Annotated in this window: 9 protein-coding genes; 1 reads left to right on the top strand and 8 read right to left on the bottom strand. The window is 58.0% G+C overall.

Annotated elements, in window-relative coordinates:
* Positions 1 to 39: 39 nt before the first annotated feature.
* From GXN74_RS02055 to GXN74_RS02030, 6 genes are all read right to left on the bottom strand, one after another.
* A complete protein-coding gene (locus tag GXN74_RS02055) occupies positions 40 to 3,456 on the bottom strand; it encodes a PD-(D/E)XK nuclease family protein (protein WP_162369261.1) in 3,417 nt (1,138 codons plus the stop codon).
* Position 3,457: 1 nt separating this feature from the next.
* Positions 3,458 to 3,733, bottom strand: coding sequence for a hypothetical protein (locus tag GXN74_RS02050; RefSeq protein WP_162369260.1), 276 nt, complete (start codon positions 3,731 to 3,733; stop codon positions 3,458 to 3,460).
* 168 nt (positions 3,734 to 3,901) lie between these two features.
* A complete protein-coding gene (locus GXN74_RS02045) occupies positions 3,902 to 4,318 on the bottom strand; it encodes a secondary thiamine-phosphate synthase enzyme YjbQ (RefSeq protein WP_162369259.1) in 417 nt (138 codons plus the stop codon).
* A 6-nt stretch (positions 4,319 to 4,324) separates the two neighbouring features.
* Positions 4,325 to 4,804 carry a thioredoxin-dependent thiol peroxidase gene (bcp, locus tag GXN74_RS02040; RefSeq protein ID WP_162369258.1) on the bottom strand — a complete coding sequence of 160 codons (480 nt, stop codon included), beginning with the start codon at positions 4,802 to 4,804 and terminating at the stop codon, positions 4,325 to 4,327.
* A 14-nt stretch (positions 4,805 to 4,818) separates the two neighbouring features.
* Positions 4,819 to 5,856: a Gfo/Idh/MocA family oxidoreductase gene (locus tag GXN74_RS02035; protein ID WP_162369257.1), complete on the bottom strand. Its 1,038-nt coding sequence runs from the start codon at positions 5,854 to 5,856 to the stop codon at positions 4,819 to 4,821.
* A 60-nt stretch (positions 5,857 to 5,916) separates the two neighbouring features.
* A complete protein-coding gene (locus tag GXN74_RS02030; protein ID WP_162369256.1) occupies positions 5,917 to 6,927 on the bottom strand; it encodes a substrate-binding domain-containing protein in 1,011 nt (336 codons plus the stop codon).
* A 203-nt stretch (positions 6,928 to 7,130) separates the two neighbouring features.
* Here GXN74_RS02030 and GXN74_RS02025 point away from each other — a divergent pair, with 203 nt between their 5' ends.
* A complete protein-coding gene (locus GXN74_RS02025; RefSeq protein WP_162369255.1) occupies positions 7,131 to 9,038 on the top strand; it encodes an amylosucrase in 1,908 nt (635 codons plus the stop codon).
* A 32-nt stretch (positions 9,039 to 9,070) separates the two neighbouring features.
* On the opposite strand, the gene GXN74_RS02020 is transcribed toward GXN74_RS02025, so the two are convergent.
* Positions 9,071 to 9,988 (bottom strand): metallophosphoesterase, encoded by a 918-nt coding sequence (locus tag GXN74_RS02020; protein ID WP_246208552.1) that lies wholly within the window; start codon positions 9,986 to 9,988, stop codon positions 9,071 to 9,073.
* A 118-nt stretch (positions 9,989 to 10,106) separates the two neighbouring features.
* Positions 10,107 to 13,643, bottom strand: coding sequence for a pyruvate:ferredoxin (flavodoxin) oxidoreductase (nifJ, locus tag GXN74_RS02015; RefSeq protein ID WP_162369253.1), 3,537 nt, complete (start codon positions 13,641 to 13,643; stop codon positions 10,107 to 10,109).
* Positions 13,644 to 13,780 lie beyond the last annotated feature (137 nt).

The raw sequence follows: 13,780 nt of genomic DNA, 5'->3' as shown, positions 1-13,780 counted from the left end.
ATGGAAACTGTCTACATTTTTGGCAATATCTATGATAACTTACTGTTCATTTTTGTTTTTCATGTCCAACATCACCTGTTCTTTTTCACTTTTCTTGATCAATTTATAGGCATTTTCCCTCAAACCCTCATCAAACTGGCAGATGCCCGCATAGGCGCAGTAGTCGCAGGCCTTCCTCTCCTGGTATTTGTAGGGAACGATGGCGATGTTCCCTTCCACGATGCCGTCCCCCAGTTCCTTCACCTTCCCACCCACATACTCCAGGATGGCGGCGAACTCCTCCAGGGTCGCTGTGGAGGCGGCGGCGGAGACCCTCCCATCCTTGTTCAAGGAGACGGGGATGACGGTGGAACGGCTGCCCATGTCCCTTTCATACCGCCTGTAGACCTCCTCCTCTTCCAGAACAAGTCCTTTCAGCTTGAAGGCCTTTTCCGTTTCCTGCCGTAGGGTCTCTTCCGTAGGCTCCCCCTCCATTTTCAGCATGGGATCCTGGATTTGGCAATACCAGACTCCGGCGGGCAGGACTTCCTGCGTCCGCTCCAGGGACTCGATTTCCAGCAGCGCCCGCAGGTATACGAAGAGCTGGAGCTGCAGTCCATGGTAGAGGGCCGTCAGGTCCAAATCCCGGGAGCCCGACTTGTAGTCCACTACGCTCAGCCAGCAGCGGTCCCCTTCCTGGGAGATGTCCACCCGGTCCACGATTCCCTGCAGCCGCATGACGGTCCGGTTCGACAGCGGGACCTGGAGGCTGGGGGGCAGGTCCTTTCCGCCGCCGAACCGGTACTCCGCCTTGTAGGGCCTGAAATCCCCCTTCCCCAATTGGACCTGCATGGCCCAGACGGATTTTTTCAGGATTCTGGTCAGCCTTTTGACCAGGTATCCGGTCCGGAAGGTGCTTCTGAAAACATCCCGCACCTCTGCATCCAAGGCTTTCCTGACGGCCTCCTCCACCCGCAGGTCCCTCTGTTCGGGATCCAAGCCACAGAGGTCCCTTCCTTCCTCCATCAGTTCCCGGACCAGGATCTCCAATGCCTTGTGGAAAAGGTTCCCCATGTCTGGAGGAGCCACACCATAGAGGGAACGTTCCCTTGCCTGGAGGCCATACTTGACGAAATGGGAAAAGGGGCAGCCGGCGAACTGCTCCAGCCTGGACACGCTGTTCACCAGCGCGGGACCATAGAGCAGCCCGGAAATCCGCCCATCCAGAGGCGCTTCCCTGTTCTCATGGGCCATGCCCTGGAGCGCCTTCTCCATTAGGGGGGCATAGGCCTCCTGTCCGGACATCCAGGCATGGAATGCTTTGGCCTGGGTTGCGAAGCTTCCGCTGCGGTTGTCCCTGAGCATGGAGAGCCAGTGCATCATGGTTGGAAGGGGCCTGTTCACCACAAAGCGTCCCTCATAGGCCTTTGCGAAATCGGTGACCCTGGCCTGGGGGAACATCTTGCGCAGGTTGTTGGCCAGGGGCGCAGGGCGCAGGGCCTTCCCTTCCAGGTCGGCCTGGGCGAAGCTTGCGTACAGCCGTTCCCCGGCCCTGCAGAACCCTCCATAGATGTTCAGCTGGTCGCGGATCAGCATTTGCTTCCGGTCGGGTGCCAGCACCACATCCCGGCCCTTGAGCACGGCCTTCTCCTGGTCTGTCAGATAGCCTGGGGGACGGTCTCCTTTGGGTACCTTTCCCTCGTTCAGCCCCAGCACGAAGAGGACCTTCACTTCCTTGATCCTGGTCCGCTCAAGGTCCCCCACCACCACCTGGTCCAGGCCCGGTGGAATCAACCCCAGCTCTACCCGGGAGGCTCCCGCCTCCAGCAGGTCCGCAAAGCCTTGGTTTCCGACGCCTTCCCCTCCCAGGATTTCAACCATCTGGTCCAGAAGCTCCAGGGCGGCGGGCCAGATCCTTTTGTAGAACAGGGCCTCCTCCAACCTTCCCTTGGCTTCCAGATCCCGGGCCTCCTCCCCCAGACGTTCCTCCAGACCCAGCCAAGCCATCCAACGGAAGAGGGCTTCCGCCTTCCCCCGGACCTTCCTGGAACCCGCCAGGGATTCCCCCAGGCTCCGGTAGGCTTCCCACAGTTGTGCCCGGCTCCCTTCCAGGCGCTCCAGGGCCAGGTCCTCCCCGGGGCCTTCATAGGGCACCGGTTTGTGGAAGGGGACGGACCACTTCCTCCTTCCCTTGATCCCCCAGGCAAGGGCATAGTTCTCCAGCCGGTCTCCCGCCGCCTGGTCCAGAGGCAGATACCCGGTCTTCACCGCCGCGAACACATCCTCATAGCGGAAGTCCCGGATCACCACGTCCAGCGATGAAAAAAGGAACCGGAAAAAAGGATGCTCCAGCACCCTGCTCTTCTGGTCCATGAACACGGCTATCCCATATTGTTCGAACGTGCGCCGGATGACCGGCTTGTATCCCTCCAGGTCGGTGCACAGCACCGCCACATCCCGGTAGCGGAGCCCCTTCTCCTGCAGAAGCCTGCTGAGGGTGTCCGCCATGGCCCGCACTTCCATCCGCATGTGGGCTCCATACCCCAGATGGATGCCTGCAGGCTTTCCCGCAAACTTCGCATACGGGTAGCGGAACAGGTTCTTTTCCAGATGGACCAACGCCTTGCTCCGGAACCGCTTCCCCTCCTCCACCTCCAGCCTGATGGTGGGCAGCCGGTCCACCCCCAGGGTATGGAGCAACGCCTCCACGCTGCGCCATGTTTCCAGGCTCTCCTGGAAGAGTTCCCCGCTTCCGTCTTCCGGTTCCCCTCGCCCTTCCACCAGTTCCGGGTCGACCAGGAGGGATATGGACGCATGGGAAACCTTGCGCAGGGCCGCTTCCAGCACCTTGGTCTGGCTGGGGTTGAATCCATGGAATCCATCCAGGTGTATTTCCGCTTTTTCCATCCAGTCGGCCTTCTCCACCGCCTCCGGCAACAGGTCCAGGATGCTTTCCAGGGTCAGGTAGTGCTCCTCCATGTAGGACCTGTACCGTGCATACAGCCGTCCCGCGTCCCGCAGCTTGTCCCCCAGCACTTTGTCCACCCCTTCCTCCAGGACGGCTTCCAAGTCCTGGGGGGCGACTCCATACTGCTGGAACTCGTCCAGCAGGTCGCACATCTTGTCCAGGTAGCCCCTCTTTTCCACCAGGGAAGGGAGCTGCAGATACCCCTCCTCCCCCAGGAGCCTCCGGATGACCATGCCTTTCCCGGTCTCCTGCAGGATTTTCCTTTCTCCCGTCCCCAGGCCGTCATAGAGGCGGAAGGCCAGCCGCTGGAAGCTCAGGACTTCGATGTTGAGCAACCCCTTGGACGGGTGCAGCGCCACCAGCTCCTTCTGGGTTTCCAGGGTGAACTGCTCCGGCACCAGGACAAGGAATGTCCTGTCTGCGGCCTCCAGGGACTTGCGGACCACTTCCCCGTACATCCTGCGGGTCTTGCCGGATCCCGCTCTGCCTACAATCCATTGAAATGACATGCTACAGCTCCCATCCCTGCCAATACTCCTCCAGCGCCCCATCCTCGATGGCCAGGAGATACTTGTCCACAATGCCGAAGAGTTCGGATTCGTCCTCCAGGACCACCATCCGCTCGCCATCCTCCTCCACGATCTTGCCCTTCCCGTCCCTCTTCTCCGCGATATAGGCCTCCAGCCTGTTCAGCCAATCCTGGGCCAACGCCTGGGTGATGTCCTCATATCCGCTCATTTCCACCGCAATCTCCGCCTTGAACTCTTCCACCGGCATTTTGAACATACGCATACCTCCCGATTTTCCATATTGTTTTCCATACCTTGATTATACCCCCATCGGGGCGCCAAATCCACAACAACGGGAAAAGCGGCTCCGCCGCGGTTGCGAAGCAATTTTCCTGCAATACCGGAAAAGCGGGGCCTGGAAGCACCGCCTCCAAGCCCCGCAATCCTATTCGCCGACCAGTTTCACGAGCACCCTCTTGCGCCTTTTCCCGTCGAACTCGCCGTAAAAGACCTCTTCCCAGGGGCCCAGGTCCATCTTCCCTTCCGTCACCGCCACCACGACCTCCCTGCCCACCAGGGTCCGCTTCAGGTGGGCGTCGGCGTTGTCTTCCCCTCTGTTGTGCTCGTACTGGCTGTGGGGATGTTCGGGCGCCAGCCTCTCCATCCAGCGCTCCAGGTCCCTGTGCAGGCCGGATTCGTTGTCGTTGATGAACACGCTGCTGGTGATGTGCATGGAGTTGCACAGGAGCAGCCCCTCCTTGATTCCGCTCTCCCGGATGCAGTCCTCCAGGTCGGAAGTGATCCGCACCATCTGCCGCCTTCTCTCCGTCTGAAACCAAAGTTCTTTCCTGTAGCTCTTCAAAACCGCCTATTCCTCCTTCATCGCCCTGAGGTCCGCCAGCACCTGTTCCACATGGCCTTCCACCTTCACGTTCCTGTATGCCCGGACGATGATTCCGTCCCCGTCCACAAGGAAGGTGGACCGGACGATTCCCATGCTTTCCCTGCCATAGTTCTTTTTCAGCCTCCAGACGCCAAACCGCTCGCACACCTCTCCGCTTTCGTCGCTCAGCAACAGGAACGGCAGGTCGTGCTTCTCCCGGAAGTTCCGGTGGGATCGGGGGGAATCCTTGCTGATCCCCACCACCACAGCCTCCGCATTTTCAAAATCCTGGTATAGGTCCCTGAAGCCGCAGGCTTCCTTGGTGCAACCGGGCGTGTTGTCCTTGGGGTAGAAATAGACGATCATGGGCTTGCCCTGGAACGTTTCCGACGAAACCGCTCCCCCATCCGCACCCGGCAATGTGAATGCGGGCATCCTGTCCCCCTGTTTCAGCTCTTGGTCCATGCTGGTCCTCCTCGTCATTTTCCCTCCGGTCCATGGGCCTCTTCCAGCCGCTCGATCAACTCCAGATGCAGCAGCGCTTCCGCCGGCTGGACCAGCGGCTGCTCCTCGAACAGGAGCACATCCGCCACATTGTCATAGAAATGCCTGTAATTTCCCGGCAGGGTGGGAACCTTCTCTTCCCTTCCGTCCCGGAAACGCACAATCCCCCAGCTTTCCTCTGGCTCCACCCCGTAATCCTCCTCTTCGGTGGACATGCCTGCAGACAGCTGGGCCTCCTGCACCTCAAATCCGTACTTCTCGTAGACCCCTTCCGCACCGGTCACATGGAACCTGGGCGTCTGCTCCTTGGCCGCTCTGGAAGCCTCCAGTTCCACCACCAGGGAGTCGTAATCCATCCGGATGGCGAAACTGTCCGCCACCTTGGTCCCGGGCCTTTCCTTCTCCAGCCTCCCCTCCACATGCAGGGGAAGTCCGAAGATCTGCAGGGCTTGGTCCAGCAGGTGGGGCCCCAGGTCGTAGAGGAGGTCGTTCCCCTCCAGTTCGGCTTCCTTCCAGGGCCTTGACTGCTGTTCCAACGGCAGCACCGGCCTGTCCAGATTCCAGGTGCTGACAAAACGCTGGATCTCCCCCAGCGTGTTTTTTGCTATCAGGTCCTTGACCGTAAGGAAGTCCCCGTCCAACCGCCTGTTCTGGAAGATGAAGATCTCCCGTTCCACGGCATCCGCAAGTCGGATCAGTTCCTCCCCTTCCGCCTTGTGCAGGACGAAGGGTTTTTCCACCAGCACGTGCTTACCGTGCTCCAAGGCTTCCTTGGCCATGCTGTAATGCAGGTGGTTGGGGGATGCGACGACCACCAGCTCGATGGATTCGTCCTTCAGCATTTCCAGGTGGTCCGTGTAGTGGGTCGCCTGGGGATATGCCTCTTGGCAGGCGTTGCCGTGTCTCTGGACGATTCCGGCCAGCTCGAAGTCGGGATGGCTTGCAACCATGGGCGCGTGCAGTATCCGGCTGATTTGACCGAATCCGATGATTCCTGTCCTGATTTTCCTCATACCATCAACCCCCTGTCTACGTGATGCATCTATTGTACTCCATTTTCAGAAATCATTCAATTACATTATTTTTTTGACGCTTTTCCGGACCATGAGCTCGTAATTTGCCACATATTTCTTGACTTCCGGCTCCTTTTTGTGGAGTATTTCCAGCAGCAGGTCCGCCGCCCGGGTGCCCACCTCCCGGTTGTCGGACCGGATGGTCGTCAACGGAGGATTGTAGACATGGGCCATGTTCACATCGTCGAAACCAACGATGGAAACGTCCTCCGGAATCCGCAACCCGCGCTCCAGCAGATGGTGCATGGCTCCCATGGCCATGAAATCCGTTGCCACGAACAGTGCCGTCGGCGGTACGCTGCAGCGCTCCAGGATGGACTCCATGGCCTTGCCGCCGCTTTCGATGGAAAAATCCCCCTCCGCCATGGCCTCCGGCTCCAGATGGAGCTGGTTCAGGAGCATGGCGGCTTCATATCCCCGTCTCCGCTCCGCTCCGGCCGCCCTGTCCATCAATGGCGCCCCTATGAAACCGATCCGGCGGTGCCCCTGGGAGATCAGGTACTCCGTGGCATGCTTGGCGGCATGGTAGTTGTTGTGGACCACGCAGGGGAAATCCAGCACCGCATCCTCCTGCCCGATCATGACGATGGGGATGGGGTAGTTCTTCAGCAGCTTGTAGTGCTCCTCGGTGAAGTCCACCGCAAAATACAGGATGCCGTCCACCCTTTTTTCCTGGAACAGCTTGAAGAAATCCAGCTCCTCTTCCGGGTCGAACCTGCTGTTTGCGAACATGATGCTGTAACCGCTCTTTTTCAGCACGTCCGATATGGCGTTGATGGTGCTTCCCAGGGAGGTCAGGTCCAGGGCCGGCGCCGAAAGCAGCACACCGATGGTGTTCGTCTTGTTCCTCTGCAGTTCTTTGGCAAGGGAATTGGGACGGTATCCGGTCTCCTGGATGACGGCTTCCACCCGCTGCTTCACTTCAGGACGCACGTTCGCAGTCCCATTGATCACCCGGGATACCGTGGAAATGGATACCCCCGCCCGCCTTGCCACTTCCTTGATGTTCACGGCGCTCCTCCTTTCTGCTTGACCCATCATTGAATCCCATCATACCTTCATTCCCTTGTCTTGTCAATCCTGGGGCATGATGCAATTTGCACGGATGGAGTGGGTTTTTGCGTCGGTATTCCGGCACTTTTTTCTTGACTTTTCCCCTCCAATGGCATATGATGGTTATGAAAAGCTTTTCATTTCCGGAAGGAGGCAACACTATGATCGATTCCCTTTTGGCGCGCCCATCCCTAGACCCCCTGCTGTCGGAACGCCTCCGACACCATCTTCCCCGGCTGCACGAACTGTACGGTTCCCTTTATGGATCCGGCGCCTACCGCAAGACCGCGGAGGCATCCTTCGAGGAACTCTTCGCGCTGATCCAGTCCAAGTTCGACGAGCGGAATTCCGCCCTGAAGGAAATGGACCGGACCCAGACCGGCTGGTATCTGGAACAGGATGTGGTGGGCATCACCCTTTACATGGACCTTTTCGCCGGGGACATCGCCGGTTTCAAGGCGCAGATCCCCTACCTGAAGGAACTGGGTGTGACCTTCATCCATTTCATGCCTCTGCTGGCAACCAGGGAAGGACAGAACGACGGGGGATACGCCGTGGCGGACTACAAGAACATCCAGCCCCGGTTCGGCACCACCGAAGGGTTCGTCCAACTGGTAGAACAGCTCCGGGAAAACGGGATCAAGTCCTGCGTGGATTTCGTGGTGAACCATACGGCCAAGGAACACCCCTGGGCCCTAAAGGCCATGGAGGGGGACCCCTGGCACCAGAGCCTCTACATGATGTACGACACGGACGAAATCCCCCGGGCGTACGAGAAGACCGTCCCGGAAGTCTTTCCAAAGGTTGCGCCGGGGAACTTCACCTATTACGAGGAAATCCAGAAGTGGGTCTTCACCTCCTTCTATGAATTCCAGTGGGACCTGAACTTCAAGAATCCGGCCGTCTTCGGGAAAGTGGTGGACATTCTCCTGCATCTGGCCAACATGGGGCTCGGAGCCATCCGTCTGGACGCCATCCCTTTCATGTGGAAGGAATTGGGCACCACCTGCCGCAACCTTCCCCAAATCCACGTCCTGCTGGAGATGATGGACCTCATCGTGGAAATCGCATGCCCTTCCCTGGTCCTGCTGGGTGAGGCCATTGTGGAGCCGGAAGAGATCGTGAAGTACTACGGGGAGGAGGTTCCCGAATGCAGGATGATGTACAACGCCACCCACATGGTGAACCTCTGGAACAGCCTGGCCACCCGGAACACACGGCTGCTGCAGGTCGACCAGTCCCGTTTCCCCCTTCCTTCCTGGGCCTGCTGGATCAACTACATCCGCTGCCACGACGACATCGGATGGGGCTTCAACGAGCAGGCCGTCTGGGACATGGGGCAGAATCCCTTCGACCACAAGCAGTTCCTGATCCATTTCTACGAAGGCAAGTTCCCCGGAAGCTTTTCCACCGGACAGCTCTATGAATTCAATCCGGAGACCATGGACGCCCGGAACTGCGGCACATTGGCCAGCCTCTGCGGACTGGAGGTTTCCCTTCGGGAGAAGAGCCGCTACCAGCAGGAGCTGGCCCTGAAGCGGATCCAGACGGTCTATGCGGTCCTGATGGCTTCCAAGGGGATCCCCCTGATCTACAGCGGCGACGAAATCGCCACCCTGAACGACTACAGCTACCTCCACGACCCCACCAAGTCCCACGATTCCCGCTGGCTCCACCGTCCTTTCTTCGACCCGGACCGGGCTGCGAAACGGAAGGATCCCCTGGCTCCGGAAGGCGTCGTCTTCCAATCCCTTGCACAGCTCATCACCCTGCGCAAGAAGGAAGGGGTCTTCCATTCCGGTGTCCCCATGACGGTGATCCCTCTGGACAACCCCGGCGTCTACTGCTTCGTCCGGTCCAGCGGGACCCAGGACTTCGTCGGCTTCTTCAATTTCACCGAGGACCGCCAGCCTTTCTCTCCGGCACCTGTCCTGGGCCACCTGCTGCATGCCGTGGGGCGCCCCTACAGCCTGGCCGACAGCAAGACGGACCTTCTCCAGGGAAGGACCTTGTCCCTCTCCTCCCCGCAAATCGAACTGGGACCCTACGAATTTTTCTGGCTGCTGTGATCCATGCCGGGCCCAACAAAAAAGGAAGAGCTTCAGCGGAAGCCCTTCCTTTTTGTTTTGTTGCGGGTGTACCTCTCCAAGGGCACCGGTCCCCGGATCACCTTTTTCGAAATGACCAGCTGGCCGTCTTCCTGGGGGCGGATGCGCCAGTCGATCAGCATGATCTGGCCGTCCCTGATTTCGATGCCGTTGATCCCTCTGGGATGGATGCAGCAGCCGGTGTTGAAATACGGCAGCTCCTTTCCTTTGGGGAATTTCGGCCTGTGGGTGTGTCCGCAGAGGATGGCGATGTCCTTGTCCCGGATCCACCGGGAGAAGTTCACCTCGATCTTATGCCTCTTCACCCTGTTCTTGGCCGGACTGGCGGGATTGTGCAGTCCGATGGTGTGCATGTACCTCCAGAAGTTCCTGAGGGAAAACATGGAAATCCACCAGAGCTGGTCGTTGAAGAGGTCCCCCTGGTGCCCGTGGACCGCCAGGAATTCCTGCCCGGTCTTCCTGTAGACGAAACGGATGGCTTCCACCGCCACAAGCCCCGGGAAGAGTTCGCTCTGCTTGTCCAGGTATTCGTCATAGAACCGGTACATGTTCTTCTCCACGAAGCGCCTGTTCCTTACGGCCATGTTGTGGTTCCCGAAGAGCATGTGGAATCGCCCCCTCTGGTAGAACTCCCGCAACAGGCAGAACACGTCGCTGTGGGCTCCCCGGATGTCCTTGAACTTCGCATGCTCCCAAAGCTCGTCCCCATCCCCCAGCTCCACGTAGGTGTATCCCTCTTCCAGGTACTTGCTCAACGCATGGAAATAGATGTTCTGGTTGTGGGCGAACTCGTCCGACATGCTGTTGTCTCCCCGGTGCACATCGCTGAAGAAGATGAGCTTCGTATCCTCATCGACCATCATCGTTTGGGCCCCCGAATACGCTTCGTCCAGCCGCTTGTTTGTTTTCAATCCACACCACCCCATTCCTGTTTTGGCCTCATTCCTCTACTCCCAGTATACCATAGGATGCAGGGGAAAAAAAAGAAGATCCTCCTGGAAGAGGACCTTCTTTTTTAGGCCGGAAATCCTAGTACTGCATTTCCGCCATTCTCTTGTAGCCTTCGTATCTTTCTTTTGCTTCCTTTTCCGCCTTGGCGAACAGTCTTTCCGCCTCTTGGGGGAACTGGCTCATCAATGTGGTGTAGCGGATTTCTCCCTTGATGAATTCCTGGAAGTCTGCTGTGGGCTCCTTGGAGTCCAGGACGAAGGGGTTCTTGCCTTCTTCCCTCAGCAGGGGATTGAATCTCCACAGGTGCCAGTAACCGGCTTCCACGGCCCTCTGGGTCTGCTCCTGGGTCTTGCCCATGCCGATCCGGATTCCGTGGTTGATGCAGGGAGCGTAAGCGATGATCAGGGAAGGTCCGTCGTACTTCTCGGCCTCCACCAGGGCCTTCATGAACTGGTTCTTGTTGGAACCCATGCCCACTTGCGCCACATAGACATAGCCGTAGGTCGCGGCGATCATGCCCAGGTCCTTCTTCTTCATTTTCTTTCCGGATGCAGCAAATTTTGCCACAGCACCGGTGGGTGTTGCCTTGGAGGATTGTCCTCCCGTGTTGGAGTATACTTCCGTATCGAACACCAGCACGTTCACGTTCTCGCCGGAGGCAAGGACGTGGTCCAATCCGCCGTAACCGATGTCATAAGCCCATCCGTCACCGCCCACGATCCAGACGGATTTCTTGATGAGGTAGTCCTTGTTGTCTTCGATGGATGCCAGCAGCTTGTCCGCTTCCGCGTTTCCTGTGGCCTTTCCGAATTGCGCGCGGATCGCTTTGTCCGCCAGCTTGGAGCCTTCGGCATCTTCCTTGTTGTCCAGCCACAGCTGGGCGGCATCCTTCAGTTCTGCGGGGATGTCCATGGCGACAAGCTTTCCGGCCGCGTCTGCGATCTGCTTTCTGATCTGCTTCACGGCAACCGCCATGCCCATGCCGTACTCCGCATTGTCCTCGAAGAGGGAGTTGGCCCAAGCGGGTCCTTTTCCTTCCGCGTTCTTGCAGTATACGGTTGCCGGAGCGGATCCGGACCAGATGGAGGAGCATCCTGTGGCATTGGCCACGATCATCCTGTCTCCATACAGCTGGGTGACGGCTTTGATGTAAGGCGTCTCGCCGCAACCTGCGCAGGCTCCGGAGAACTCAATCAGGGGTTGTGCGAACTGGCTGCCTTTGACGGTGTCGAGGGCCACTTTGTCCGTCTTGTAGGTGATGTTGGCGACCGCATAATCCCAGTTGCCCACTTCCTGTGTCTGGGTTTCGATGGGCTTCATGACCAGCGCCTTGTTCTTGGCGGGGCAGATGTCCGCGCAGTTTCCGCAACCCTGGCAGTCAAGGATGTCCACCTGCATTCTGTACTGTACGCCTTCCATGCCTTTGCCCACACCCTTGATCGCCTTGAAGGTGTCCGGGGCTCCCGCCATCTCTTCTTCCGTAGCCAGGAAAGGCCGGATGGATGCATGGGGACAAACGAAGGAGCACTGGTTGCACTGGATGCAGTTCTCGGGAATCCACTCGGGCACATTGACGGCGATTCCACGCTTCTCGTAGGCGGATGTTCCGTTGGGGAACGTTCCGTCTTCGGCGCCCAGGAACGCGCTGACCGGCAGGTCGTCCCCTTTTTGGGCGTTTACGGGACGCAGGATGTTCTTGATGAACGCGGGTACGTTGTCGTCTTCCACCAGGGTGGGCTCGGCGGATGCCCAGCTTGCAGGAACTTCCACCTTGACGACGGCGTCGATGCCGGCGTCTACGGCCGCATTGTTCATTGCAACGATCTTGTCGCCTTTTTTGCCGTAAGCCTTCTGGTTGGCTTCCTTCATATAAGCCACCGCTTCATCCACAGGAATCACATCAGCCAGTTTGAAGAAGGCAGCCTGCATGATGGTGTTGATTCTGGTTCCAAGACCAAGCTCTTCCGCCTTGTCTGTGGCGTTTACCGTGTAGAACTGGATGTCGTTCTCCGCGATGGCCTTCTTCAGTTCGCCCGGCAGGTGCTGGTCCAACTCCTCCGCGTTCCAATGGGTGTTCAGTACGAAGGTTCCGCCCTTCTTCAAACCTTTGAGCAAGTCGTACTTGTCCACATAGGACTGGTTGTGGCAGGCGATGTAGTCCGTCTCGTCCAGCAGGTAGGTGGACTTGATGGGGCTCTTTCCGAAACGCAGGTGGGATACGGTGATTCCACCGGACTTTTTGCTGTCATAGGAGAAATATCCCTGGGCATACAGGTCGGTCTTGTCTCCGATGATCTTGATGGCGTTCTTGTTGGCTCCAACGGTTCCGTCGGATCCCAGACCCCAGAACTTGCATCTCTTGGTGCCTTCTTTTTCCGTGATGATCCTCTCGCTGCTGTCCAGGGAAAGGTTGGTCACGTCGTCCACGATTCCGATGGTGAACTGGTCTTTAGGCTGCTCCAGCTTCATGTTGTCGTAAACCGCCTTGATCTGGGGAGGCGTCGTGTCCTTGGAACCAAGTCCGTAACGTCCGCCGACGACCATGGGGGCGTTGGGCTTGTTGTAGTACGCCGCGCGCACATCCAGGTACAACGGTTCTCCAGGTGCACCGGGCTCTTTGGTCCTGTCCAGGACGGTGATCTTCTTCACGGTGGCGGGGAGTTCCGCAAGCATCCGGTCCGCTGCGAAGGGTCTGTAGAGCCGCACTTTCAGAAGGCCCAGCTTTTCTCCCTTGGCCGCAAGGTAGTCGATGGTCTCCTCGATGGTCTCGCATACGGAACCCATGGCGATGACCACGTTCTCCGCATCCGGTGCGCCGTAATAGTTGAACAGCTTGTAGTCCCTACCGGTGACTGCGCTGATTTTTTCCATGTAATCTTCCACAACCGCAGGAATCGCGTCGTAGAATCTGTTGATTGCTTCCCTTGCCTGGAAGAAGATGTCCGGGTTCTGTGCCGTTCCTCTTGTCACAGGATTTTCGGGGTTCAGGGATTTCTTTCTGAAGGCCTTGACCGCATCCATGTCCACCAATTCTTCGAACACGCTGTAGGGGATGGTTTCGATCTTCTGCACTTCATGGGATGTCCTGAATCCGTCGAAGAAATGCAGGAAAGGAACGCTGGATTTGATGGCGCTCAAGTGGGCCACACCGCCAAGGTCCATGACTTCCTGCACGCTTCCGGAAGCCAGAAGGGCGAATCCTGTCTGTCTTGCGGACATGACGTCGGAATGGTCGCCGAAGATGGACAGCGCATGGGATGCCAGCGCACGGGCGCTTACGTGGAACACGCAGGGCAGAAGTTCGCCCGCGATCTTGTACATGTTGGGGATCATCAGCAACAGGCCTTGGGAAGCCGTGAATGTCGTTGTCAATGCTCCTGCCTGCAGGGAACCATGGACAGCACCTGCCGCTCCACCTTCCGATTGCAACTCCGTGACGCTGACTTCCTGGCCGAAAATGTTCTTTTGGCCGTATGCGGCCCATTCGTCCACCAGTTCAGCCATGGGAGAAGATGGGGTGATGGGATAGATTGCTGCAACATCTGTAAACGCATAGGATACATAGGCTGCGGCGGTATTCCCGTCCATCGTCTTCATTACTTTCTTATCTGCCATTTTTTTCCTCCTCGTTTTTTTAAAAAATGTCTAGATAATTTGGGGATTGCCAGCAATCCCTGTGCAAGAAAGCATACTTCGTATGCATTCAGACTACACCAGGAAAGTTTGGTCCCAAACAAGTTTGGACGAATTTT

This window comes from Anaerotalea alkaliphila (assembly GCF_010179735.1).
GTDB lineage: Bacteria > Bacillota > Clostridia > Lachnospirales > Vallitaleaceae > Anaerotalea > Anaerotalea alkaliphila.
The sequence above is the reverse complement of the archived record's forward strand: the minus strand, read 5'-3'. Positions and strand labels throughout refer to the sequence as shown.